The 23,614-nt window shown below is 65.1% G+C and carries 23 protein-coding genes; 17 read left to right on the top strand and 6 right to left on the bottom strand.

Features of this window, described 5'->3' with window-relative positions; translation table 11 throughout:
• Window positions 1–12: 12 nt before the first annotated feature.
• Window positions 13–1,503, bottom strand: a complete 1,491-nt coding sequence (locus tag B0G77_RS13405; RefSeq protein WP_133662559.1) for a form I ribulose bisphosphate carboxylase large subunit — start codon at window positions 1,501–1,503, stop codon at window positions 13–15.
• Between the two features lie 389 nt (window positions 1,504–1,892).
• Here B0G77_RS13405 and pqqA point away from each other — a divergent pair, with 389 nt between their 5' ends.
• The 3 genes from pqqA (at window position 1,893) to B0G77_RS13390 (ending at window position 3,421) form a co-directional block, all read left to right on the top strand.
• Window positions 1,893–1,967 (top strand): pyrroloquinoline quinone precursor peptide PqqA, encoded by a 75-nt coding sequence (pqqA, locus tag B0G77_RS45250; RefSeq protein ID WP_013342881.1) that lies wholly within the window; start codon window positions 1,893–1,895, stop codon window positions 1,965–1,967.
• 101 nt (window positions 1,968–2,068) lie between these two features.
• Window positions 2,069–2,668, top strand: a complete 600-nt coding sequence (locus tag B0G77_RS13395; RefSeq protein ID WP_133662558.1) for a DUF447 domain-containing protein — start codon at window positions 2,069–2,071, stop codon at window positions 2,666–2,668.
• A gap of 51 nt (window positions 2,669–2,719) precedes the next feature.
• On the top strand, window positions 2,720–3,421 hold the full coding sequence (locus tag B0G77_RS13390) for a (5-formylfuran-3-yl)methyl phosphate synthase (protein WP_133662557.1): 702 nt from the start codon (window positions 2,720–2,722) through the stop codon (window positions 3,419–3,421).
• 68 nt (window positions 3,422–3,489) lie between these two features.
• Here B0G77_RS13390 and B0G77_RS13385 read toward each other — a convergent pair whose 3' ends face one another.
• The 3 genes from B0G77_RS13385 to B0G77_RS13375 all read right to left on the bottom strand — a co-directional run bounded on the left by B0G77_RS13385 (window position 3,490) and on the right by B0G77_RS13375 (window position 6,401).
• Window positions 3,490–4,080 (bottom strand): aspartate kinase, encoded by a 591-nt coding sequence (locus tag B0G77_RS13385; RefSeq protein WP_133662556.1) that lies wholly within the window; start codon window positions 4,078–4,080, stop codon window positions 3,490–3,492.
• A 96-nt stretch (window positions 4,081–4,176) separates the two neighbouring features.
• Entirely contained in the window at window positions 4,177–5,328 is a 1,152-nt protein-coding gene (locus B0G77_RS13380; protein WP_133662555.1) for a hydantoinase/oxoprolinase family protein, read from the bottom strand.
• Complete coding sequence (locus tag B0G77_RS13375; RefSeq protein ID WP_133662554.1) at window positions 5,325–6,401, bottom strand: ATP-grasp domain-containing protein; 1,077 nt, start codon at window positions 6,399–6,401, stop codon at window positions 5,325–5,327. The genes B0G77_RS13380 and B0G77_RS13375 overlap by 4 nt, the downstream gene beginning before the upstream one ends.
• 12 nt (window positions 6,402–6,413) lie before the next feature.
• Between B0G77_RS13375 and B0G77_RS13370 the strand changes: the two genes are divergently transcribed.
• The 11 genes from B0G77_RS13370 to B0G77_RS13320 all read left to right on the top strand — a co-directional run bounded on the left by B0G77_RS13370 (window position 6,414) and on the right by B0G77_RS13320 (window position 17,051).
• Window positions 6,414–7,190: a HisA/HisF-related TIM barrel protein gene (locus tag B0G77_RS13370; protein WP_133662553.1), complete on the top strand. Its 777-nt coding sequence runs from the start codon at window positions 6,414–6,416 to the stop codon at window positions 7,188–7,190.
• A gap of 307 nt (window positions 7,191–7,497) precedes the next feature.
• Complete coding sequence (locus B0G77_RS13365) at window positions 7,498–8,859, top strand: formylmethanofuran dehydrogenase (RefSeq protein ID WP_133662552.1); 1,362 nt, start codon at window positions 7,498–7,500, stop codon at window positions 8,857–8,859.
• Window positions 8,856–10,565: a formylmethanofuran dehydrogenase subunit A gene (locus B0G77_RS13360; protein WP_133662551.1), complete on the top strand. Its 1,710-nt coding sequence runs from the start codon at window positions 8,856–8,858 to the stop codon at window positions 10,563–10,565. Before B0G77_RS13365 ends, B0G77_RS13360 begins: the two co-directional genes overlap by 4 nt.
• A 16-nt stretch (window positions 10,566–10,581) precedes the next feature.
• Complete coding sequence (fhcD, locus tag B0G77_RS13355) at window positions 10,582–11,523, top strand: formylmethanofuran--tetrahydromethanopterin N-formyltransferase (protein WP_133662550.1); 942 nt, start codon at window positions 10,582–10,584, stop codon at window positions 11,521–11,523.
• On the top strand, window positions 11,520–12,338 hold the full coding sequence (locus B0G77_RS13350; protein WP_133662549.1) for a formylmethanofuran dehydrogenase subunit C: 819 nt from the start codon (window positions 11,520–11,522) through the stop codon (window positions 12,336–12,338). The genes fhcD and B0G77_RS13350 overlap by 4 nt, the downstream gene beginning before the upstream one ends.
• A 137-nt stretch (window positions 12,339–12,475) precedes the next feature.
• Window positions 12,476–13,042 (top strand): cytochrome b, encoded by a 567-nt coding sequence (locus B0G77_RS13345; protein ID WP_133662548.1) that lies wholly within the window; start codon window positions 12,476–12,478, stop codon window positions 13,040–13,042.
• A 40-nt stretch (window positions 13,043–13,082) separates the two neighbouring features.
• A complete protein-coding gene (gene pqqB, locus B0G77_RS13340; RefSeq protein WP_133662547.1) occupies window positions 13,083–14,000 on the top strand; it encodes a pyrroloquinoline quinone biosynthesis protein PqqB in 918 nt (305 codons plus the stop codon).
• Window positions 14,001–14,081: 81 nt separating this feature from the next.
• Window positions 14,082–14,807, top strand: coding sequence for a pyrroloquinoline-quinone synthase PqqC (pqqC, locus tag B0G77_RS13335; protein ID WP_133664135.1), 726 nt, complete (start codon window positions 14,082–14,084; stop codon window positions 14,805–14,807).
• Window positions 14,804–15,103 (top strand): pyrroloquinoline quinone biosynthesis peptide chaperone PqqD, encoded by a 300-nt coding sequence (gene pqqD, locus B0G77_RS13330; RefSeq protein WP_133662546.1) that lies wholly within the window; start codon window positions 14,804–14,806, stop codon window positions 15,101–15,103. The genes pqqC and pqqD overlap by 4 nt, the downstream gene beginning before the upstream one ends.
• 5 nt (window positions 15,104–15,108) lie before the next feature.
• A complete protein-coding gene (gene pqqE, locus B0G77_RS13325; RefSeq protein ID WP_133662545.1) occupies window positions 15,109–16,356 on the top strand; it encodes a pyrroloquinoline quinone biosynthesis protein PqqE in 1,248 nt (415 codons plus the stop codon).
• Complete coding sequence (locus tag B0G77_RS13320; RefSeq protein ID WP_133662544.1) at window positions 16,353–17,051, top strand: response regulator transcription factor; 699 nt, start codon at window positions 16,353–16,355, stop codon at window positions 17,049–17,051. Before pqqE ends, B0G77_RS13320 begins: the two co-directional genes overlap by 4 nt.
• Here B0G77_RS13320 and B0G77_RS13315 read toward each other — a convergent pair.
• Window positions 16,985–18,007 carry an ATP-binding protein gene (locus B0G77_RS13315; RefSeq protein ID WP_133662543.1) on the bottom strand — a complete coding sequence of 341 codons (1,023 nt, stop codon included), beginning with the start codon at window positions 18,005–18,007 and terminating at the stop codon, window positions 16,985–16,987. The genes B0G77_RS13320 and B0G77_RS13315 overlap by 67 nt on opposite strands.
• Window positions 18,008–18,216: 209 nt before the next feature.
• Here B0G77_RS13315 and B0G77_RS13310 point away from each other — a divergent pair, with 209 nt between their 5' ends.
• A complete protein-coding gene (locus tag B0G77_RS13310; RefSeq protein WP_133662542.1) occupies window positions 18,217–20,538 on the top strand; it encodes a TonB-dependent receptor in 2,322 nt (773 codons plus the stop codon).
• A gap of 61 nt (window positions 20,539–20,599) precedes the next feature.
• Here B0G77_RS13310 and B0G77_RS13305 read toward each other — a convergent pair whose 3' ends face one another.
• Window positions 20,600–21,661, bottom strand: coding sequence for a beta-propeller fold lactonase family protein (locus B0G77_RS13305; protein WP_133662541.1), 1,062 nt, complete (start codon window positions 21,659–21,661; stop codon window positions 20,600–20,602).
• Window positions 21,662–22,155: 494 nt separating this feature from the next.
• Between B0G77_RS13305 and B0G77_RS13300 the strand changes: the two genes are divergently transcribed.
• Both B0G77_RS13300 and B0G77_RS13295 read left to right on the top strand, forming a co-directional pair.
• On the top strand, window positions 22,156–22,635 hold the full coding sequence (locus B0G77_RS13300; RefSeq protein ID WP_133662540.1) for a nuclear transport factor 2 family protein: 480 nt from the start codon (window positions 22,156–22,158) through the stop codon (window positions 22,633–22,635).
• A 111-nt stretch (window positions 22,636–22,746) separates the two neighbouring features.
• Entirely contained in the window at window positions 22,747–23,595 is an 849-nt protein-coding gene (locus tag B0G77_RS13295; protein ID WP_208116464.1) for an AraC family transcriptional regulator, read from the top strand.
• Window positions 23,596–23,614: the final 19 nt, after the last annotated feature.

The following is a 23,614-nucleotide window of genomic DNA, read 5'->3' as shown; positions in this document are numbered from 1 at the left end:
GTTGAACGTGGCTCAGGCCGCGGTAGGCGTGGCAGCGAAGTCCGGCGTATCGGTCGAGGCGTAATTGAACGTCACGTCACGCCAGGTATCGAGCGCCTGCCTGAGTGGCGTGCAGTGGCGACCCGCGGCCTCCAGCAGGTCAGGCCCCTCGTTGACGATGTCGCGGCCCTCGTTGCGCGCTTTCACGATCGTCTCGAGCGCCACGCGATTGGCCACCGCACCCGCCTGAATACCGGCGGGATGGCCGATCGTGCCGCCGCCGAACTGCAGGATCGCGTCGTCGCCGAACAGATCGATCAGCTGATGCATCTGCCCGGCATGGATGCCGCCCGACGCGACCGGCATCACCTTGCGCAATCCTGCCCAGGGCTGCTCGAAGAAGATGCCGCGCGAGAGGTCCACTTCGTTATGCGACGCGCGGCATACGTTGTAGTAGCCCTGCACGGAAAGCGGATCGCCTTCGAGTTTTCCGACTGCGGTGCCGGCATGCGCATGGTCCACGCCTGCCATGCGCAGCCACTTCGCGATGACGCGAAACGAGATGCCGTGATTGCGTTGCCGCGTATAGGTGCCATGTCCCGCGCGATGCAGATGCAGGATCATGTCGTTACGGCGCGCCCACTTCGACATCGACTGGATCGCGGTCCAGCCGATCACCAGATCGATCATCACGATGCATGAGCCCAGCTGTTTGGCAAATTCGGCCCGCTCGTACATGTCCTCCATCGTTCCGGCGGTCACGTTGAGGTAATGCCCCTTCACTTCGCCGGTTTCCGCCTGAGCCCGGTTCACCGCTTCCATCGAAAACAGAAAGCGGTCGCGCCAGTGCATGAATGCCTGCGAATTGATGTTCTCGTCGTCCTTCAGAAAGTCGAGGCCGCCTTTCAGCCCTTCGTAGACCACCCTTCCATAGTTCTTTCCCGACAGCCCGAGTTTCGGCTTGACCGTCGCGCCGAGCAGCGGCCGCCCGTACTTGTCGAGCCGTTCGCGCTCGACCACGATGCCGGTCGGCGGCCCCTGGAAAGTCTTCAGATAGGCGACCGGAATGCGCATGTCTTCCAGTCTCAGCGCTTTCAGCGGCTTGAAGCCGAACACATTGCCGATGATCGACGCCGTGAGGTTCGCGACCGAGCCTTCTTCGAACAGATCGAGTTCATAAGCGATGTAGGCGAAGAACTGCGGCTCGGCGGCGTTCGATGCCGGCACCGGTTCGACGCGATAAGCCTTCGCGCGGTACATGTCGCATGCGGTGAGCCGGTCGGTCCAGACCACGGTCCACGTTGCCGTGGACGATTCGCCGGCAACCGCCGCGGCGGCTTCTTCAGGTTCGACACCGGGCTGCGGCGTGATGCGAAAGAGCGCGATCACGTCAGTATCCTTCGGCGCGTAATCCGGTTGCCAGTAGCCCATTTCGCGATACTTCATGACGCCCGCCGCATAACGGGAACGCGGATCGGCTACGTTGCGTGCCGGCTCGACGGCGGCCCTGGTGAAGTCGTTCATGTCGTGTCCTCGAGAGTGAAGAACCGGCCGCCGCCAGACCAGGAAGGCTGCCCTGTGTCCGGTTGCTGAGTGGCTGCGCTGTTTCTGCAATGTAGGCGCGCCCCCTCTCGAAGGGAATTCACGATTTACTTTGCGAGACCTAAACGATCCCTTATCCGCTGTGTCAATACAGTCCTGCACAGAAACGAAAAGCTCGTATGATGGTGAAACACTTTGCTGCGTTTCCGCGACAGTAATCCGTGTAAGCCAGCGAAGTTTCCTGTGTCTGCTTCAATCGGCGCAATCTGGCATGACGCTTGCGTGACACAGGACGCTAACGCGGTCCGGCGCCCTTCGGGGCGTTGGGGCTGCGAAGGCTCCGACCGTTGTTACAACCATGGAGGGTGACTATGCAGTGGACGACACCGAGTTATACCGATATGCGTTTTGGTTTTGAAATCACGATGTATATCGCCACCCGTTAATCCCGCACGAGCCGCCATGGGCGGCTGCCGTGCGGTTCGTTGCTAATCGCTAGCGAAATTTGCCGGCTGGTAGCACGCCGCAACGACCAGCGCTCCCCGCCATGATTCACGAAACGATCGTTACGACTGCGGCGCGTGATGGCCGGCCCCATATTGCACCGATGGGCGTGCGCTTCGAAGAGGAGCGCGCCATCCTCGCCCCGTTTCGCCCCTCCGCCACGCTCGACAATATCCTGGCAACCCGTGCCGCCGTGATCAATTTCACGACTGACGTGCGCGTGTTTGCCGGCTGTGTCACGGGCTTCAAGTGGGACTGGCCCACGCTGCCCGCAAGCCGCGTCTTCGGTGTGAGACTCGACGGCGCGCTCGCGCACACGGAGCTGGAACTCGACGAGGTGCGCGACACCGGCGAGCGGCCCGTCCTGCGGATGAAATGCGTGCATCGGGAAATGCACGCGCCGTTTGCCGGCTTCAATCGCGCGCAGGCCGCCGTGGTCGAAGGCGCGATTCTCGTGAGCCGGCTCTTCATGCTGCCCGCCGACAAGATCGATCGCGAGATTGCGTACCTGCAGATCGCCGTCGACAAGACCGCTGGCAATGATGAACGTGTCGCATGGGACTGGATCATGGCGGCGATCGCGCGTTATCGCGCGGACGCCACGCTGTCGAGCCAGCCGTCGAATCCATCGCAAGCCGCCTGACGGCGTCATTCATCGACGCCGCCCGATGAACCATCCGTTCTGGAGACAGACATGACCGCACTGCTCGCGAGCGTCCGCTCGCACGATGAAGCGTTCGACGCCGCGCAGGCAGGGGCGGAAATCATCGACCTGAAGGAGCCTGACGAAGGCGCGCTCGGCGGCATGCCGGCCGACGAGATCGCGCGGATCGTCCTTGCGCTGCGGGCGCACTACCCGGTCAAGCCGATCAGCGCAACGATCGGCGACGTGCCGACCGAGGCGCTCGACGACATCGCCACGCGGGTGATCCGTGTGAGCGACGCGGGCGTCGATTACGTCAAGGTCGGCGTGACGCCGGGGCCGGCTGCGCGCCGCTGCCTCGCGCATCTGGCGAGCCTGCCGGCGACCGTGGTGCCGGTGCTGCTCAGCGACGAAGGGATCGATGCCGATCTGGTCGACTACGCCGCCGGGCTCGGCTTTGCCGGCATGGTGTTCGATACGGCGAGCAAGAACGGCCGCACGCTGTTCGATTGCGTCGACATGCCGACGCTCGCGCACTGCCTGGGTTTGATCGGCGCACACGGCGCGATGACGGGTGTCGCGGGGTCGCTGGGGTGGGCGCAACTTGGGCAGATCCATGCACTCGCGCCGGACTTCGCGGGCTTTCGCGCGGCGCTGTGCGACGAAGGACGCACTGCACGTCTCAACGCGAAAAACGTCGCGCAATGGGCGGAGGCGCTGCATCACGCGCCGCATGAAGCTCAAGCGACGTAAGTCTTGCTCGGCCCGCCCGCGTGCGGTTGAGGGAACGCGGGCTCAGGGGCGACGGACTCAACGGACTATTACGCAACAGGCACATGCAGCAGCCTGTCTCGCATCAGGCCCACGTCGCCCTTGTTGAAGAGTTCGACCACATAGTTCGCCTCGCTCACGTAGTTCACGAATCCTGAATCGAGCACGCCCGTCTCCGCCAGCGTTTCGAGCGGCGCACCCGCGTCCACCGGACACGACTTCACGACCATCAGACGCTCGGCATTGAGCGTCGTCGACAGCCACGCGGCGAGGCTGTCCGAGGTCGTGTCCCAGTTGGTCATGCTGTCGGGTGTGTCGCGCATCAGGCCGGTCGGCACCCAAACGGCCACCCGACCCTCACGCAACGCACGGCGGATGCGATCCTCGTTCGCCGCCAGCATCAGTTCGGGCAGCACGCCCTGCATCAGGATCGCGTACTGCGTCATCGCCAGCAGACACATGTTGTGAGCCGCGAGGTCGTCGAAGCGCCATTCGCTCTGGTACTGCCGGACCTTGTCCGCAAAATCGCCGCCCCCCGGGACGATCACGACCCGTCCCCCGCCCAGTTCCCAAAGCTGCGTCAGCCATTCGCGCAGCAATGGGTCGTGACTGAGGCTTCCGCCGATTTTCACCACCCACATGACCGTTGTCCTCACTACAGTTCGACCCCGTCGACAGACCCTTGCTCCGCTGGCCCACTGTGATTCGTTCCTTTCCGCGCTGCATGACGTGACTCGCTACCGGGCTTGTCGATCCGGCGCAGCAACCCGCTGCGCGTCGGGCCGTGCGCCCGCCACGGCCAGCAAGGCGACCGCCACGCTCGGCGCGCAGGTCGCGATCCATTCACGAGATTCGTCGCCCGCCTGCCCAACGCCGGCGAGCGCCGCAAAATCGATATAGCTGCGGCCGTCCTGCTGCGCCAGCGCCGGCACGAGAAAGCGCCCGCATCCTGCGCCGACCAGCGGCGCGCTCGATAGTGCCGGATGCGCAGCGCGCACCCGTGCGAGATTCGTCGCGATGGTCGCCAACTGCTCGTGACGCCAGCGCTGCGCGAAATCCAGCCATTCCGCGTCGCTCGCCTCAGCGGCGTCGCGGCCGATCATCCGTGCGAGCCGCACGCGGCTCGCGGCCTCGGTCTTCGGTCCGTTATCGGCGCTGGCATGCTGGTCGTGCGGCGGCCACAGTTCGCCCGTGAGGCGATAGACGTCCGCTGTCGCCGCGAACCATTCGTTCATCACGTTCGCTGTCTGGTCGCGGAAACGGATGCGCTGCGCCACGCCACACAGCGGCGTGCGCACGACACCCTGGTAGACGAGTTCGCCACTGACAAGCCGGTCGGCGTCGTTGCGTCCGCTCGCGGCCACCCGGCCGGAGACGACCGGAATGATGTCGGTGGTGGTGCTGCCGATATCGACCAGCAACGCATCGGGGACGCGGCTAGCCACCCATTCGGCCGTGGCAAGCCAGTTCGCGGAAGCCACGGCACGCCAGCCATCGGCGCACGCCGACGGCGCGAGCCACCCCTGTGCGCCGGCGAAGAAAAACGTGCGCGGGCCGAGCCGCTGTGAAAGCGCACGCGTGAGCGTGCTTACACCCTCGGCGCGATCGGCGAACAGATCGACCATCTCGCCGGTCATCGTGATCGCGTGCCGTGCCGAGGCGGCACGCGCATCCGGCCAGCGGACGAACACGAGGTCGATCGCCCGTTCCAGATGCTCCAGACCCTGCCACAACGGACAGGCCCATTGAGCGACGTCGAGCAGTGAACCCGAAGCATCCGCCATCGACACCTTCACATGCGCGCCGCCCACGTCCCAGCCGAACACCGGCCCGGCGGTGGACGAATCGAGGGGCGGACAGACTGCTGTCGCTGGAAGAGAGGCTGTCATCGTGACGATGCTCCGCACATGCGTACCGCCACGGCGCCAGGGTCCAGGTCTGCTGCTGCCGCGACTTCGGCAAGCCGCTGCGGCAAAACCACGCCATGCGCCGCCAGCAGACATCCTGCAAGATTGCGCCCGAGGCGCGCGGACAGCCCGGCATACGCCGCCGTGAGCCGGGGATTCACCTCGATCACGACCGGGCCGCGCTGCTGATGCCAGACCAGATCGATCCCGACGAACCCGCGCAGACCAGGCAGCGCAGCGACGACACGCTGCGCGAGCGCTTCGAGGACACGGCCACGTGCGCCATGACGATCGATCTGATCGACCTCGACGGCGCTGAATTCGACCACGCGCTCCGTATGACCCGGCGCAGCGGCTTCGGCCACACCGATCTGCTGCCGGTTGATGCTGATGAGTTCGGCGCCGTGCTCGCCGCAGATCAGCGAAAGGCTCAGCGGCTCTCCGTCGACCCATTCCTGCAGCACCGGATTGCGCCCCGCCGCCGCGCGCGCGTGGTACTCGGCGCAGGCGTCGTCCAGCCGGTCGAACAGGAAAGTCTCCAGCCCGCCCGCGCCGTCGTCGGGCTTGACGACCCAGTGGCTGCCTTCGTGCGCCACGGCCTCATGCGGCAGGAGCGCCGGGGTCGTCACGATGCCCCGCGCGGCCAGGCACGCAGCGGTCTCCCGCTTGCTCGACGCCGTGCTGATGGCCTGCCGCGTACAACCCAGCCACCGTTTGGCGCCGACCACGTCGTGCAGTTGCAGCAGCAGGCTGTCGCACTCCGGCGCGATGATCCACGCATAATCGTGCCCGGCCGCCGCGCGCTCGACAAAGCGCATCATCGGCTCGCCGGGCCGGGCGATGAAGTGGGCACGCGCCGGATCGACCCGCTCGAAGCGCGAAGCGGCGAAGCTCACATCCACGCCGTCGAGTTCGAGCAGATCCGCCACCAGGGCGCCGCGCATCGCGCGGCCTTCGACGATGAGTGCGCTCAGATCGGCGAGGCTACCTTCGCAAGCCAGGTCCGGGTCGATGCCGCCGCCGGTGAGATACTCGTAGACAAATAGTTTGATCAAGGAAAGTCATCCATGCAGGTGATACCGGTTCTCGATCTGCTCGACGGCCACGCCGTGCGGGCCGTGCGTGGCGAGCGGGCGCGCTACCGGCCAGTCCAGTCGATGCTGTGCGACGGCAGCGATCCGCTCACCGTCGCCCGTGCCCTCCTTTGCGCAACCGGCACCCGTACGCTGTACGTCGCCGATCTCAACGCGATCCTTCGGCAGGGCGACCACGCTGAAACCCTGGCCGTCCTCTGCAACGGTCTCTCTGAAACCCAGGTCGGCGTCGAAATCTGGCTCGACGCCGGCTTTGCCGACTTCGCTTCGGTGCGTGCCCTGTTCGACCGCATCCACGTGAACATCGAATCCATCCGGCCCTCCGTCGCGCCACCCTGCTGTTCCACCGCCACCCTCGTGCCGGTTTTCGGCACCGAATCGCTGCGCGACCCTGCTGCACCGCACGACGCCGAAGCAGCAGGTCTCGCGCCGATCCTGTCGCTCGATCATCGCGCCGGCCAGCTGCTCGCCGGCCCGGCTGCCGATCAGGCCAGCAGCCAGTCGACCGCCTGGTGGCCGTCACGCATCATCGCGATGACGCTCGATCAGGTGGGCGCCTACGAAGGTCCCGATCTCACGACCTTCTCCGCGATCCGCGTCAAAGCCGGCGAGCGCATGCTGATCGGCGCGGGCGGCATCCGCGGCCACGCCGACCTTGCTGCCGCCATGAAGAGCGGCGCGGCCGCGTGGCTGGTTGCCTCGGCGCTTCACGACCGACGGCTCGACGTCCCAGCCGCTGTTCGCACGTAGCCGCTCCACACAATATCCGTGCCAGTGGATGGGGCGTGAGACGGCCGTAATGTAATGGCAAGGTGAGGTGTTGCAGCGCGTAACCAGCAAGTGACACAGTGTTTCAGCTTGACGCACAAACTGTGCTGCACGCGGTGCCCGTCGCTCGCGCCGAGGCCTGTGCGCTTTCCGTGAGGCACTGTGGGACGTTACAAGCTCCCTGCGATGCCCCCGCTATTCCCATCGCTGTGCCCGGGTGCGCCGGTCGCGCAACATCGAACGATCCGACGCGTCGCCCAACCGGCATGGTCCTTGCTGAATCGCGGCCATGCACAGTTCGTCCACTCTTTCGTCGAGCGCCGGTCAAGCGGGGACCTCGGTATTCGTCACGCCCGACTGGACTTGCCCTTTCTGCCCGCTGCACTGCGATGACATCGCGGCGACCCTGCACGCCGATGAGAGCCTGAGCGCGCCCGCCACCGACTGCCCGCGGCTTGCCGCAGCGCTCGCCCTCTACGGCGCCGCCGACGCCTCGTGCAAACCGGCGATCGATGGCCAGGACACCGACCTCGATAGTGCGCTGGCCCGTGCCACCGGGATCCTGGCGCACGCGCGCCGGCCGCTCTTCGGCGGGCTCGCCACGGACATCGCCGGCATGCGCTCGCTGTACGAACTGGCCTCGGGCTGCGGGGCCATCCTCGACCATCTGCACGGCGATGCGCTGGCCGCTTCGACGCTCGCGCTGCAGGATCGCGGCGCGTTCTTCACCACGCTGTCGGAAGTCCGCACGCGCGCCGACCTGGTGGTGGTGTTCGCGTGCCAGCCATCGGCACGCTATCCGCGCTTTTACGAACGCGTGCTCGGTGGAACCAGCCGGCAGCAAGCGTTGTGCTTTGTCGGCTGCGCGGTCGATCCGGCGGCGTCCGCCGTCGCCCAGGCCAGTACCGGTTCGATCCTCGCGGGCGCCGACCTCTACGATGTCCTCGCGCTCTGGTCGGCGCTGCTCGAAGGCCGCACGGTGGAGGCACTGCGCGACGACAGCGGCATCGCCCGTGAACTCCCGTTGCTGATCGAACGGGTGGCGGCCTCGCGCTATACGGCGTTCGTCTACGAACCGGCGGCGCTGACCGGTCCGCATGCGGCGCTGCTCATCGAGGCGTTGAACCGGATCATCAAGACCGTGAACCGGACGACCCGCGCAGGCGGCCTCCCGCTCGGCGGCGACGACGGCGCGTTGAGCGCCAACCAGACGCTCACGTGGCTGTCAGGCTTCCCGCTGCGCACGCGTGTCGCGAGGCCCGCCCGACGCGCCGACGAGCCGCCGCTCGAACACGATCCCTACCGTTATCGGACAGCGCGTCTGCTCGCGGACCAGACAATCGACGCCTTGCTGTGGGTCTCCGCGTTCGGCCCCGAGCCGCTTCCCGAGGCGCTCGATCCGGACGTGCCGGTGATCGTACTGGGGCACCCGGCGCTTGCACGCGGTCCCGCAGGTGGCAACCGCCGCGCGCCCGCCGTCTACATCCCGGTTGCGACAACGGGGATCGATAGCAGTGGGCATCTGTTTCGCGTCGATGGATCGGTCGTCGTGCCGCTCTTCGCCGCGCGCAAGGTCGAGCTTCCGACGGTGGCCACCATTGCGGCCCTTCTGTCCGCGCGGCTCGCACAGGCAAGGCGGAGCGTGCCATGAGCCTCACCCGGCTGAAAGGCGGCATCCTCTACGACCCCACCCACAGCGTGAACGGCGAGCGCCGCGATCTGTACGTTCGCGACGGCCGCGTCGTCGCTGATCCGGCCAGCGCGAGCGCTGTCACGGTCGATCACGAATACGACGCCACCGGCATGATCGTGATGGCAGGCGGCATCGATCTGCATTCGCACATCGGCGGCGGCAAGACCAACCTGTCGCGCCTCCTGCTGCCCGAAGATCATCGCAGCGACCCTGTGCGCGATTCCGCTTACGAAGGGGTGCAGGACAGCGCGGGCCGCTATCTGCGTCTGCCTTCGTGCGGAGTCTGTACGCCGGGCACGCTCGCGACCGGCTACCGTTACGCGGAAATGGGCTACACGGCGGCATTCGAGCCGGCGATGATGCCGTCCAACGCGCGCCACACGCACCTCGAAATGGGCGACACGCCGATCATCGACCACGGCGCCTATGTGATGCTCGGCAACGACGAACTGTTCCTGCAGATGCTTGCCGCGCGCGACCACTTCGAGCGTCTGCGCGACTATGTCGGCTGGACGCTCTGCGCGAGCAAGGCCCTCGGCGTGAAGGTGGTCAATCCGGGCGGCATCTCGGCGTTCAAGTTCAACCAGCGTTCGCTCGACGTCGACGAAGCCCACGTGCACTACGGCATTACGCCGCGCGAGGTGCTGCGCACGCTGTCGCGCGCGCTGACCGAACTGCGCGTGCCCCATCCGTTGCATGTGCATGCGAGCAATCTCGGCGTGCCCGGCAACATCGATTCGACGATCGCCACGATGGACGCCGCCGACGGCCTCCCCATCCATCTCACGCATATCCAGTTCCATAGCTACGGCGTCGAAGGTCCGCGCAAATTCTCGTCAGGCGCACGCGCGATTGCCGATGCGGTGAACGCCCGGCCGAATGTGTCGATCGACGTCGGGCAGATCATCTTCGGACAAACCGTCACCGCGTCCGGCGACACGATGATGCAGTTCAAAAACGCGCCGCTATCGACACCGCGCAAGTGGATCGTCGGCGACATCGAATGCGATGCCGGCTGCGGCATCGTGCCGTTCCGCTATCGCGAACAGAGTTACGTGAACGCGCTGCAATGGATCATCGGCCTCGAGATCTTCCTGCTGGTGGACGACCCGTGGCGCGTGTCGATGACAACCGACCATCCTAACGGCGGTCCGTTCACGAGCTACCCGCATCTGATCCGCCTGCTGATGGACAAGACGTTTCGCGACGAGCAGCTCGCGAAGCTCCATCCAGAAGCCCAGGTGGCCAGCGCCCTGCCCGAACTGAAGCGCGAACTGTCGCTGTACGAAATCGCGATCATCACGCGTGCCGGACCGGCGCGGCTCCTCGGCCTGAAAGATCGCGGGCATCTCGGCGCAGGCGCGGCGGCCGATATCGCCGTCTATCGCGACGAGCCGGATCGCGAGCGGATGTTTACGTCGCCCGCCTATGTGTTCAAGGACGGCCAGCTGGTCGCGCGGGACGGGACGCTCGTCGCCACGCCGACGGGCGGCATTCACTATGTATCGCCGGACTTCGATCGCGGGATCGAAAAGACGCTGCGCGCCTATAGCGACGCCAACCTGGTGGGCAACTTCGCGCACGCCGCCATCAGCGACGACGAAATCTGCGGGTGCTGCCGGGGCGGCAAGCTGCTGCCCGTCGCCTGCTTCGCGAACCCCTGACGAGCGCGAGCGGCCCATGGACATCAACGGCACCCTGATCGACGACACCTTCGCGGAAGCGTTTCCGATGAAAGCGACCCGGCTCGTCATCACCGCGCATACGCCCGTGTGGGCGAATCACGCTGCGCAGTCGCTGACGGGCTTCGCGACCTCGGTGATCGGCTGCGGCTGCGAGGCCGGCATCGAGCGCAGGCTTGCGCCCGGCGAAACCCCGGACGGACGGCCGGGTGTCGCGGTATTGCTGTTCGCGGTGTCGTCGAAGGAACTGGCGAAGCAGATCGAACGGCGCGTCGGGCAATGCGTGCTGACCTGCCCGACTACCGCCGTCTATAGCGGCATCGATCCGGCGACGAGCCGCGCACCGTTGTCCGACCGCGCGTCGCTCGGGGCGGGCCTGCGGTTTTTCGGCGACGGCTGGCAGATTTCGAAAATGATCGGCCAGACGCGCTACTGGCGCGTGCCGGTGATGGACGGCGAATTCGTCTGCGAGGAAACGACGGTCACCGTCAAGGCAGTGGGCGGCGGCAACCTGCTGCTGCTCGCGCGCGACCTCGACGCAGCGCTCGCTGCGGCCGAGGCCGCCGCCGACGCGATGCGCGCGCTGCCGAATGTGATCATGCCGTTTCCGGGCGGCGTCGTTCGCTCGGGCTCCAAGATCGGTTCGAAATATGCCGGCGCCACGGCGTCCACCAACGACGCGTTCTGCCCGACCCTCATGGGCCTGTCGAAGCAAAGCGAACTCACAGCCGATGTGGGCTGCGTGATGGAGATCGTGATCGACGGCCTCACCGACAGCGACGTTGGCGCGGCGATGACGGCGGGCATTGCCGCCGCCGCCGGGCGGGGCTTCCGGGCGGGCGTGCTGCGCATCTCCGCGGGCAACTACGGCGGCAAGCTCGGGCCTTATCACTTCCATCTGCACAAGCTGGCCGGCGATGTCGTGGGGAGGCCAGCATGAGCGCGATCACATTGCGCCTGAAACAGGCGCCCGGTTTCCGCGTGGATGCGTCGCAACTTTTACCGGCGAAGCTCGCGCCGCTCCCGGTCGCGGAGATTGCGCGCATCGTGCTGCCAGCAGGCAATGAAAGCTGTCTGACAGGCGAGCTCTTCGAGATTTCGCGCGCCGACGGCGAAACCGTTGCGCTCGCCATCGACGGGGACGTGCGCTGGCTCGACCGGCTCGGCGCGCATCTCGGCGAAGGCAGCCTCACCGTGCACGGTTCGTGCGGGGATTACGCCGGTTTCCGGATGGCCGGCGGTGAATTGCGCGTCGAAGGCGATGCGGGCGCCTTTAGCGGTTGCGGGATGAGCGGCGGTCGCCTGACGATCACCGGCAATAGCGGCGACTTCGCCGCCGGGGCGCTGCCAGGCGACATGGAAGGCATGACAGGCGGCACGCTGACGATCCACGGCAACGCTGGCGCACGCCTTGGCGACCGCATGCGGCGCGGCCTCGTACTGGTGGGCGGCGATGCGGGCGAATGCGCCGCTTCGCGCCTCGTCGCGGGCACGCTCGGCATCGCCGGGCGACTCGGCGCACACTATGGTTACGGCATGCGACGCGGCACGCTGCTGCTCACGCAGGCGCCCGACAGGCTGCCGCCGACCTTCACCGAAGGCGGCCATGGATTCGATGTGTTCTGGTCGCTGCTGGTGCGTTCGCTCGCGAACGAGATTGCGCCTTTTTCGACGTTGCGCGCCACCTCGCTGCCGCGCCGTTACGCGGGCGACCTGGCGGTAGACGGAAGGGGCGAGCTGCTGATCGTCAGGTGACGGGCTGGCTGGACCCGGGGCCGAAGCGGGGCGCAAACCCGGGGTAAGGCCGGATAGCCCGTTCGACTTGAGAGGAACAATCGGAGAGTCCAAGAAGCGTCCAAGGCAGACGCTTTAGCGATAAAAAAGGAGACGACATGAACACTGCGCAAACGCCGGGCGCGACACACGACGCAGTTGACGCCGAGGCGCGCTTTGCCCCGTCGCTGATCGTGCTGCACTGGCTGATCGCGCTCATCATCATCGCGATGCTCGGCATTGGCCTCTATATGGTCGGACTGCCGAAGGGCCTGCCCTTCAAGGCGACACTGATCAACTTCCACAAGTCGCTCGGGATGACGGTTTTCCTGCTGGTGCTGATCCGCATGGTAGTGCGCATGGCCGTCGGACGACCGGCCCTGCCGCCGATGCGAGCGTGGCAACGCGCCGCCGCGCGCACTACGCAGGTTCTTTTATACGCAGCAATGGTCGTGATGCCGCTCTCGGGCTATCTCGGCTCGTCGTTCAACCAGTACGGCACGCGCTTCTGGGGTATCGCGCTGCCGAAGTGGGGCTGGGACGACAAAGGTTTGCGCAGCCTGTTCTTCGGCATTCATGACGTCTGCGCCTGGGTGTTGATCGCGCTGGTCGCGCTGCATATCGCAGGGGCGTTCAAGCATCAGTTGATCGACCGCGACGGACTGCTTGCGAGGATGCTGCCATGACGATAGCTCTGCCGTATCACGGACATCACAAGGATCAGCGATGAAAATCCGCGTACTCGGCTCTTCCGCTGGCGGTGGCTTTCCGCAGTGGAATTGCAACTGCCGCAACTGCGACGGCGTGCGTCGCGGCACACTCAAGGCGACGCCGCGCACGCAGTCGTCGATCGTCGTCAGTGCGAACGGCGAGGACTGGCTGCTCGTCAATGCATCGCCGGATATCCTTGCGCAGATCGCCGCGCATCCCGAGCTTCAACCGGCCCGTCGCACACGCGACAGCGGCATCGCTGCCGTGCTGACGATCGACGCGCAGATCGATCATGTGACCGGCCTCCTGATGCTGCGCGAGCGCGATACACCGCTGCCGCTCCATGCGACCGATGTCGTCTGGCAGGACCTGAGCAGCGGCTTTCCGGTGACGTCGATCCTGTCGCACTACTGCGGCGTCGAACGTCACTCGATCCCGCTTGCAGGCGGGTTTTCGATCCCTGCGTTGCACGGCGTCGGCATCGAGGCGCTGGCGCTGTCGAGCAAGGCGCCGCCGTATTCGCCGCACCGCAACGCGCCGCAACCGGGCGACAACATCGGCCTCACCTTCATCGATGCCTCATCCGGCAAGCGCGCGTTTTACGCGCCGGGACTCGGCAAGATCGAGCCGCATGTGATGGCGGCGATGAAGGACGCGGACCTGCTGCTGGTCGACGGCACCTGCTGGACCGATGACGAGATGATCAAGCTCGGTCTGTCGAAGAAAACCGCTGCCGACATGGGTCATCTCGCACAAACGGGTCCGGGCGGCATGATCGACGTGCTCGATTCCATCGATCGTCCCAATGTCCGCAAAGTACTGATCCATATCAACAACACCAATCCGATCCTTGTCGAAGATGGTCCGGAGCGGCGCCTGCTTGCCGAACACGGCATCGAGGTTGCCTGCGACGGCATGGCGTTCGAACTCTGACCATGACCTGTGATTCCAATTGACGGAGACCTGCTGGTGAACTCAATCGACGCACCTTCTACCGCCCTGCAGACGGCCTCGATGGACCTGAACCCGGACACCGCCCGCGATCACCCCACGAAGCCGGCGTGGACCCGCGCGGAGTTCGAAGCCCAGTTGCGTGCGAAAGGCGCGGGTTATCACATTCATCATCCGTTCAACGTGAAGATGAACAGCGGCGGCGCTTCGCGCGAACAGATCCGCGGCTGGGTCGCGAACCGCTTCTACTATCAGATCAACATTCCGCTGAAAGATGCCGCGATCATGGCGAATTGCCCCGATCGGGAGACGCGCCGCCGCTGGGTGCTGCGTATTCTCGACCACGACGGCTATGGCAGCGACGAAGGCGGCATCGAAGCATGGGCTCGTCTTGGCGATGCGGTGGGCCTCACGCGCGACGAGCTGTGGTCGCTCGAACACGTTGCCCCTGGCGTGCGCTTTGCCGTCGACGCGTATGTGAATTTCGCGCGCCGTGCGCCGTGGCAGGAAGCGGTGTGCTCGTCGCTCACCGAAATCTTCGCGCCGCAGATCCATCGCGACCGGCTCGCGACGTGGCCACAGCACTATCCGTGGATCGAACCGGCTGGCCTCACCTACTTCCGCTCGCGCATCTCGCTTGCGCAGCGCGATGTGGAGCACGGTCTCGCGGTGACGCTCGATTACTTCAGGACGCGTGAGCAGCAGGAGCGCGCGCTGGAGATCCTGCAGTTCAAGCTCGACATCCTGTGGACCATGCTGGATGCCATCGAAAAGGCCTTCCCGACATGAACGACAACGCCCCGATCGAGAACCCCGCAGCGGACACGTCAGGCACGTGGCGCCCGCAGCTCAGGAAACTGTTCCGCCTGCAATGGGAGCCGGCGCAGGACGCCCACGTTCTGCTCTACCCCGAAGGCATGGTCAAACTGAACCCGAGCGCCGCGCAGATCCTTTTGCGTTGCGACGGCACGCACGACATGGCGTCGCTCGTCGCGGACCTCGAAAAGGCGTTCAACGCGACCGGCCTCGCTCCCGAGGTACAGGCCTTCGTCGACCACGCGAAGACGCGCGGCTGGCTGGAGTAGACAGCATGACCGACCTCACGCCACCCGAACCGCTCGCGCAGACCGCCATGCAAGCAGACGACGTCACGCCCACCGTCGCGCCGCCGCTATGGCTGCTCGCGGAACTGACGTATCGCTGTCCGCTGCACTGCGTGTTCTGCTACAACCCGGTGAACTACACCGACCACACCAGCGAACTCGACACCGCGCAATGGATCGACGTGCTTCGCCAGGCGCGCGCACTCGGCGCCGCGCAGCTCGGGTTTTCCGGCGGCGAGCCGCTGTTGCGCGACGATCTCGAAGTGCTGGTCGGCGAGGCGCGGCAACTCGGCTACTACACGAACCTGATCACCTCGGGCATCGGCCTGACGGATGCGCGTCTCGATGCGTTGAAGGCCGCCGGGCTCGATCATATCCAGCTGTCTTTCCAGGACTCGACACAGGAACTCAACGATTTCCTCAGCAGCACCCGCACGTTCGATCTGAAAAAGCGCGTCGCCACGTCGATCAAGGCGCATGGCTTTCCGATGGTGCTCAACTGCGTGCTGCATCGCTACAACCTGCCGCACGTCGGCAAGATCATCGACATGGCCCTCGCGATGGGCGCCGAGTATCTGGAACTCGCGAACACGCAGTACTACGGCTGGGCGCACACAAACCGCGCGCAACTGATGCCGACTGCGGAGCAACTGCAGGAAGCCGAAGCCGTCGTGAACCGGTACCGCCAGGAGATCGGCAAGCGCTGCACGATCTACTTCGTCGTCCCTGACTACTTCGAAACCCGGCCGAAGCGTTGCATGAACGGCTGGGGCTCGGTGTTCCTCGGCATTGCGCCGGATGGCGCAGCGCTGCCCTGCCACACCGCGCGTTCGCTGCCGGGCCTCACGTTTCCCAATGTCACCGGGACGTCGTTGCGCGAGATCTGGTATGAAAGCGATGCGTTCAACCGCTTCCGCGGCTTCGGCTGGATGAAGGAGCCGTGCCGCAGTTGCGAGGAAAAAGCCCGCGATTTCGGCGGCTGCCGCTGCCAGGCGTACCTGCTGACCGGCGACCCCGCGAACGCCGATCCCGTCTGCGACAAGTCCCCTCTGCACGAACGCGTGGTCCAGATTGTGCGGAACGCGGCGGCGCACAAGCCGGACGACCATCCGAACGCATACCCGAACGAATACCCGGTTCTGTTTCGCAACGATGCCAATTCGCGACGGCTGGCTGCCGCATCCGGGAGCGAAAGCGAGTCTCGCCATGCGGCCCCTGGAGGAGCGCGCCCATGACCACCGCCGGCATTTCCGTCCTGCTGGTAGACGATCACGCCGTGGTCCGCGAAGGCTACCGGCGCCTGCTCGAACTCAGCCCGGATGTGCGCGTCGCGGGTGAAGCGGGTGACGCCGCCCTCGCCTATCAATGCTTCTGCGCATTAAAGCCCGACGTCGTCGTGATGGACCTGGCGCTGCCCGGTGCCAGCGGCATCGAGGCCATGCGGCGGATGCTCGCGCGTGAACCGGACGCCCACGTGCTGATCTTCAGCGTGTACGAGGAAACCATCTTCGTGCGCCGCGCGCTCGACGCCGGCGCACGCGGCTATGTCACCAAGGCGAGCGCCCCCGATGTGCTGGTCGAAGCGGTACGCGCGGTCGCACGGCGCGTCTGCTATCTCAGCGCGGACGTCTCCCAGGCGCTCGCGTTGCGCGCGACCTTTCAGGAAGGGCCGCCGGGACGACAGCTTTCCGCGCGTGAATTCGAGGTGTTGCGGCTGCTGGTGCAGGGCTATACCTTGCCGAGCATCGCGGAGCGGCTGGGACTTAGCCAGAAGACCGTCGCCAACCATCAATCGGTGATCCGGCAAAAGTTCGGCGCGGACAACGGCGTGCAACTCGCGCAGATGGCGAATCGCCTCGGACTTCACTTCTCCGACTTCGCCAGCCCGGCGGGATCGTTCGGCGCGCCTGGCACCGGCAACCTTGCCTGAACCGGCACGCGTGCGCAAAACAGAAAGCCGCCCTGCGGCTTGCTGGCGATATGGAATTCGCCGCCTAACGCTTCGACGCGCTCCCGCATGCCGATCAGTCCGAGCCCCGCGCGCGGCTTCGTGAGGTCGGTGCCCGGACCATCGTCGGCCATGGTGACGACGATTTCGCCGGGGTCAGCCGACGTACGCACCAGATAGATTTCCACCCGTGCATGGCGCGCGAACTTGGAAACGTTGGTGAGCCCCTCCTGCACCAGACGGTAGAGCGTGATGTTCTGCGTGTCGGTGAGCGCCGAGAAATCGCCTTCCACGGTCAGCGCAAACGACGCGCCCGGCAACCGCTCGCGCCAGCCATCGACGCAATGTTCGAGCGCAGTCGGCAAACCGAATTCATCGAGACCGATTGGCCGCAGACGGCGGATCATGCCACCGATTTCACGGTACACGTGATGCGCGCTCTGGATCAACGCGAGCGACACGCGATGGATTTCCGGCTCGCGTTCCGCCGACAGATCGCGAATGCGCGCCGCGTCGAGCGAGATCGAGTTCAGATACTGACCTAGCTCGTCGTGGAGCTCGCGCGCGAGGTGACGACGCTCGCTCTCCTGCGCATCGATACCCTGGGACGCGAGACGCCGGTTGTCGGCAAGGAGCCGCTCGGCCTCCTGCTCCAGCGCGCGGCCACGACGCAGTTCCCGCTGCGACTCGCCATAGCGGCGCCACGCGAACCACGCGAGGCCGCTCGCCAGCACGAAGAGCGTAGCGGGCAGCTCGTCGAGCTGAAAGCGCTCGACACTGCGCGTCCACTGGTAGACGCGTTCGCCGAAGTCGAAGAACGCGCCGAGCGCGGCGGCAAGTACCGTGAGCGCGGCCACGCAGGCGAGATCGCGCCACACCGTCGAGCGGGGCGCGGGGGCGTTGCCCTCAGCGGAAGTGGTCGAGGATTCTGGTGGCATCACGAAGCCATTCTACTCATCGATCCCGTCTTGATCGCACGCGCGGCGCGTGTGAAACGACGTTTGGGAATGCTTCCCTACACAATCGGGAGAACCTCCCGTGGCAGTGGCGACAGCTTGTGCGAGGCTCTCCGTAAGGCGATGAAGCCGCGCTGACAGCTTCATGCCGATACCGGCAACGATAGCGAATGTACCGGCTGGGGACAACGATGACGAGCAAGCTGCGCAAACCACCCAGGAGGCATTCGATCAAGCCTCTTGCTGCGCTACGCCTGTGCTTCGGTGGCGCGCTCGCCAGTGTGAGCGCCGTGTCGTGGGCGCAGGAAGCGCCCGCTGCCGCGTCATCCGCTACCGCGGCCGCCGTGCAGGAGCTGCCGCCGATTCTCGTGATCGGCACCACCCCGCTCGTCGGTGTGGGCACGCCGCTCGAACGCGTGCCGGCCAACGTGCAGACCTTCCGCGCGCGCGAAATCGAGCGGCAGCACCCCGTCACGCTTTCCGGGTTCTTCGCGCAGAACCTGCCCGGTGTCGACATCTCCGATGCGCAGGGCAACCCTTCGCAGACCGACATCAACTATCGCGGCTTTACAGCCTCGCCGCTCCTCGGCACACCCCAAGGCCTCTCGGTGTTCCTCGACGGCGTGCGGGTCAACGAGCCGTTCGGCGATGTCGTGAACTGGGACCTCATTCCACAGGCCGCGATCAGCACCATGCAACTGATTCCGGGCTCGAATCCGAGTTTCGGCCTCAATACGCTGGGCGGCGCGATCGCCATCACGACAAAGAACGGCAGCGCGTACCCGGGCGGCAACGCGGAAGTGAGCCTGGGGTCGTGGGGCCGCAAGGTCGCGCAGATCGAGCAGGGTGGCGCGATCGGGCAGAACCTCGACTACTACTTCACCGCCAACGTGACGAACGATAATGGCTGGGCCGATCACAATTCGAGCCGCCTGCGCCAGGCCTTCGGCAAGCTGCGTTATCACGACTCCGACACGACGGTATCGCTGTCGATGGGCGGCGCCGACAATACGCTCAACGGGTCGCAGACCATCCCGCGTTCGTTTCTCGACAACCGTAACCAGGCCTATACGTATCCGGACACGAACCACAACAGCGTGGGCTATCTGACGCTGTCGGGCGAGCACTACTTCACGCCGAACATCGAACTGAGCGGCAACCTGTATTACCGCCACTATCGCAACACCAACACCAGCAGCAACGTCAATAACGAGTTCGGCAACGTCGATAGCGCCGGCAATGTGGACACCGTTCAGGCGATCAACGATGAGTCGGTGATCGTCACCGACAGCTACGGCGCGAGCCTGCAACTGACACTGCTGAACCGGGTCGCGGGCATGGACAACCAGCTGGTGCTCGGCGCCGCCGCGGATCTCGCCAACTCGCATTTCACGCAGTCCCAGCAGGACGCGTTCTTTACCGACACGCGTGCGACGGTCGGCATCGGCCCGTTCGAACAGCAGACAAACGCCGACACGCGCAACGAGAACTACGGCATCTACTTCGAGAACACGTTGTCGTTCTCGGAAGCATGGTCGATGACACTTGCCGGACGCTACAACTGGGCCAAAGCGGTGATCAACGACGAGAGCGGCCTGGAGCCGCTGCTCAACGGCAACCATACGTTCTCCCGCTTTAACCCGGCGATCGGCTTCAACTGGAATCCGACCGACTATTTCACCGCCTATGCCACCTACAACGAAGGCATGCGCTCGCCGACCGCCATCGAACTGGCCTGCGCCGACCCCGCCGCGCCCTGCTCGCTGCCCAACGACTTCGTCGCGGACCCCGCGTTGAAGCCGGTGATCTCGAAGACCTTCGAAGTGGGCGCACGCGGGCGTATCGGCCAGTCGACCACATGGAGCGCCGCGATCTACAGCACCACGCTCGACGACGACATCCAGTTCGTCAGCAGTAATGGCGCGGCGAGCACGCTCGGGTTCTTCCAGAACGTCGGCAGGACCCGTCGGCAGGGGCTCGAGCTTGCCGGTCGAACCCAGTTTGGACCGCTCGGTGTAAGCGCGAGCTACAGCTATGTCGACGCGACCTACAGGTCTACATGGACAGAGAACAGCGCGAGCAACTCCAGCGCGGACGCCAACGGCAACATCATGGTGAAATCGGGCGATCGCATTCCCGGCATTCCAGCCAATACCGTCAAGCTGCGGCTGGACTATATGCCGTTCGCGAAATGGAATATCGGCACCAACCTGACGTATCGCAGCAGCATCTTCGCGCGTGGCGACGAAAACAACCAGGATGTGAACGGCACGATTTCAGGCTACTTCCTGATCGACCTCGATACGACGTACAACGTCACGAAACAGCTTCAGGTGTTCGCGACCGTCAAGAACCTGCTGAACAAGAAGTACTCGACCTTCGGCATCCTTGGCGAAAACTTCTTCAACGGTCCGAACCACACGTTCGACGGCGCGAACCCGGTGAACGAGCAGTTCCTGGGTCTCGGGGCGCCGCGCGGCGTGTGGGTCGGAATGCGCTATGCGTGGAAGTAGCCACCCGGGCGGCGCCGACATAGCCGGACGCCGCGTGGGTTTCTGCCGGCAGCGCGCCTTGTCAGCGCGATTCGATTGAGCCGCTGCTGCGCGGCCAGGTCACGATTCCCCATGCGAGCGGCAGATCGCCGATCTGCTTGATCGTCTGGTAATTGGTGGCGTCCAGCACATAGACTCCATTCGACCGGCCGCACGCGAGCAGCAGTTTCGTGCCGTCGGGCGTGAAGCTGAAGTGCCAGCAGCGCTGACCGATCTCAGCGTCGCTGATGTGCTCGTAGGTCTTCGCATCGAACACCTGCAGTGTCTTGTCGCGTGCAGCCGCGACCAGCAGATGCTTGCCGGATGGATCGAACGCAACGCCGTAGGGTCCGAGCTTCGTATCGACGGTCTTGACCGTCTTCAGGTCGTCCGCATCGAGCACGACGAACTTGTTCGAATTCTCCAGCGTCACCACGTACTGCCTGCCATCGGGCGACGCCCTTATGCCGCGCGGGCGCGAGCCTTTGGGCAGTTCCACAGTGCGATACGGCTCGCCCGTGCCGACGCGATAGACCGACACGGTGTCGTCGCCTTCGTTGGTGACGAGCAGCAGCTTGCCGTCCGGCGAGAATTCGACGCCCTCCGTCTCGTGCCCGCTCTTGACCGAGTGAATCACCTTCAGGCTCTTCAGGTCGATGACGGCGATTTCCGCGGGCGGCTTGTTGGCCTCGTCGTCATCATCCTTTCCGCCCGACGCGGATGGCGGGGCGCCTGTATCGCCTGGCTCGTAGGTCACGTACGCGTAGCCGCCACGCACCCGCACGAACTCGGGGTTTTTGCCGATCTTCACGCGTCGGGTGACCTGGCCCGTCGACGTGTCGATTTCGGCCAGGTCACCCGTCTTCTTGTTGGCGACGAGAAGCCGCGTGCCGTCGGCGTTCAGACTCAGGCCGCGCGGACCGTCGTCGCCGACCGGAAAAGTCTTCGCGAGCGTCATCTGGTCCAGATCGATCACGCCGACACCGGCCGTTTCGCTCGTGACATAGGCGGTTGGCGCGGCGGCCCGCGATGGTGTCGCGCCCGTCCCGATTACCGCAATGACCGATAGAAGCGTGATGCGCGTGGCCGTTTGTTTGAGATGCATCGTTGTCTCCGGCATATTGTTCGCAGTCGGGACCCGCGCGTCAGCGAGCGAGCAGGCCCACTATCCAACTTAGTCCATCGGAGCAGCGCTTGACAATGGACGCGGGCGGGAGAATCTCCCGAATTCGGCTGGCGGGTACCGAAAATCGATCATGCCAGGCATTGCTTGCCGTGCCAAAGCGGTACAACCCTCCTGGATGCTGCACCGCGATAATCTCGCGGAATTCGGCAACGGTCCTGACAGATGTGCGCGATCGGCTTTCACGGCTGGCGGTTTTCCCTGGTGAAGCTGGATAGCGCGCTCCACGCTTGCCCTCACGCAATCACCATCGGCTCAAGGAACCCGTTCAGCAGGGGCCACGGATGAGCGACGCTGGACAGCAACGGTCGTTGCAGGCAACCTTTGCGACGTGCGACACGTCCGGATCGGCCACACCACCCCACGTCACGCACGCCACGCGCACCGCGCATTCTGCCAACCAGGGAAATCAGACAATGAGCGATGCCAACGCAGAGCTGATCGAGCGCTTCTACACCGCATTTCAGCGGCTCGACGCCGAAGGCATGAACGAATGCTATGCCGCCGATGCGGTGTTCAGCGATCCGGTGTTCGGCGAGCTGCGTGGCAGCGAGATCGGCGATATGTGGCACATGCTCACGCAGCGCGCGCAGGGCTTTTCGGTGGCCTTCAGCAGCGTCGAAGCAACTGACGACGCAGGAAGTGCGAACTGGGTAGCGAGCTACATCTTCACGCAAAGCGGTCGGCCGGTCGTCAATCGCGTCCGGTCGCGCTTCCGGTTCCGTCACGGCCGCATCGTTGAGCAGCGCGATACCTTCGATTTATGGAACTGGTCACAGCAGGCGCTGGGCATCAAGGGCGCCCTGCTCGGCTGGACGCCCTTGCTGAAAAACGCGATCCGGCGTCAGGCGAGAAAGGGGCTGGACGCGTACCGCGCGAAGGCCGGGCGTACATAGGGCCTGTTCACGCCAATAACGGGCTTGCGCCGGCGTCTGCCGGACTGCGCCGGGTAGTCTGTCTGCCGGGCATGCGGTAGAGTATGCGTGCCCCATCCTGCCCTCACTCTCATCAAGGCGAACAGCGTGACGCTTCCGGCGAAAGATCCTTCGGCTCCGAAATTCTGGCGCGACGACGCGCTGTCGTTTGTCGAGGCCCGTTCAATCCAGGACGGTCGCAGGATCTGTTACGCCAGGCACTCGCACGAAACCTTCTCGATCGGCATGGTGACGGGCGGCCGCAGCATCTATCTCAACGGCCGGGTGCGCGAACGCATCGGCGCCGGCACGGTAGTCGTCATGAACCCGGAAGAGGTTCACGCCTGCAATCCGGATGGCGATCAGCCATGGTCGTATCGCATGCTCTATGTGGACGTGCGCTGGCTTACCCAACTCCAGCATGAACTGGGCTTTAGCCAGAACCTCGACTTCAGGCCGTTCTCGACTACGATGAGCACCGATGGCCGCCTGTATGCCGGGCTGGACCGCCTGTACGCCATCCTCACCGACGCCCATGCGGAGCATCTGCAAAAGCAGGGCGCGGCCATCGCTTTTTTCTCCGAGGTCCAGCAAAAGCTCAACCCCGCGCCAGTCCCGATCGCAGAAGCCAACCATAAGCTGGTCCACGCAGCGGAGTACATCGCCGAGCACTGCACCCGCTCACTGAAACTCGAAGAAATCTGCGCGGCGGCAGGGCTTTCCGCGTCCTATCTGATCCGAGCGTTCAAGGAGCGCTACGGCATGACGCCTCATGCGTATCTGATCAATCGCCGCATCCAGTACAGCCGCGCACAACTAAGGCGCGGCCACTTGATTGCCGACGTCGCGCTCGAAGCCGGGTTCTCCGATCAGGCGCATCTGCAACGCGAATTCAAGCGCTTCGTCGCCGCGACGCCCGGGCAATACCGGTACCGCGGCTGAACATCGCAACGAGACAGTG

The sequence above is a fragment of the Paraburkholderia sp. BL10I2N1 genome (assembly GCF_004361815.1).
GTDB lineage: Bacteria > Pseudomonadota > Gammaproteobacteria > Burkholderiales > Burkholderiaceae > Paraburkholderia.
This window is presented reverse-complemented; position numbering and strand designations above follow the sequence as displayed.

Bases quoted from the DNA above. Each gene is read 5' to 3' on its own strand.
- B0G77_RS13390 (WP_133662557.1), top strand. From the start codon at position 2,720: ATGACCGCACTGCTCGCGAGCGTCCGCTCGCACGATGAAGCGTTCGAC.
- fhcD (WP_133662550.1), top strand. From the start codon at position 10,582: ATGGACATCAACGGCACCCTGATCGACGACACCTTCGCGGAAGCGTTT.
- B0G77_RS13300 (WP_133662540.1), top strand. From the start codon at position 22,156: ATGAGCGATGCCAACGCAGAGCTGATCGAGCGCTTCTACACCGCATTT.
- pqqB (WP_133662547.1), top strand. From the start codon at position 13,083: ATGAAAATCCGCGTACTCGGCTCTTCCGCTGGCGGTGGCTTTCCGCAG.
- B0G77_RS13315 (WP_133662543.1), bottom strand. From the start codon at position 18,007: ATGCCACCAGAATCCTCGACCACTTCCGCTGAGGGCAACGCCCCCGCG.
- B0G77_RS13365 (WP_133662552.1), top strand. From the start codon at position 7,498: ATGCACAGTTCGTCCACTCTTTCGTCGAGCGCCGGTCAAGCGGGGACC.
- B0G77_RS13385 (WP_133662556.1), bottom strand. From the start codon at position 4,080: ATGTGGGTGGTGAAAATCGGCGGAAGCCTCAGTCACGACCCATTGCTG.
- pqqE (WP_133662545.1), top strand. From the start codon at position 15,109: ATGACCGACCTCACGCCACCCGAACCGCTCGCGCAGACCGCCATGCAA.
- B0G77_RS13310 (WP_133662542.1), top strand. From the start codon at position 18,217: ATGACGAGCAAGCTGCGCAAACCACCCAGGAGGCATTCGATCAAGCCT.
- B0G77_RS13360 (WP_133662551.1), top strand. From the start codon at position 8,856: ATGAGCCTCACCCGGCTGAAAGGCGGCATCCTCTACGACCCCACCCAC.
- B0G77_RS13395 (WP_133662558.1), top strand. From the start codon at position 2,069: ATGATTCACGAAACGATCGTTACGACTGCGGCGCGTGATGGCCGGCCC.
- B0G77_RS13380 (WP_133662555.1), bottom strand. From the start codon at position 5,328: ATGACAGCCTCTCTTCCAGCGACAGCAGTCTGTCCGCCCCTCGATTCG.
- pqqC (WP_133664135.1), top strand. From the start codon at position 14,082: ATGGACCTGAACCCGGACACCGCCCGCGATCACCCCACGAAGCCGGCG.
- B0G77_RS13350 (WP_133662549.1), top strand. From the start codon at position 11,520: ATGAGCGCGATCACATTGCGCCTGAAACAGGCGCCCGGTTTCCGCGTG.
- B0G77_RS13370 (WP_133662553.1), top strand. From the start codon at position 6,414: ATGCAGGTGATACCGGTTCTCGATCTGCTCGACGGCCACGCCGTGCGG.
- B0G77_RS13405 (WP_133662559.1), bottom strand. From the start codon at position 1,503: ATGAACGACTTCACCAGGGCCGCCGTCGAGCCGGCACGCAACGTAGCC.
- B0G77_RS13320 (WP_133662544.1), top strand. From the start codon at position 16,353: ATGACCACCGCCGGCATTTCCGTCCTGCTGGTAGACGATCACGCCGTG.
- B0G77_RS13305 (WP_133662541.1), bottom strand. From the start codon at position 21,661: ATGCATCTCAAACAAACGGCCACGCGCATCACGCTTCTATCGGTCATT.
- B0G77_RS13345 (WP_133662548.1), top strand. From the start codon at position 12,476: ATGAACACTGCGCAAACGCCGGGCGCGACACACGACGCAGTTGACGCC.
- pqqD (WP_133662546.1), top strand. From the start codon at position 14,804: ATGAACGACAACGCCCCGATCGAGAACCCCGCAGCGGACACGTCAGGC.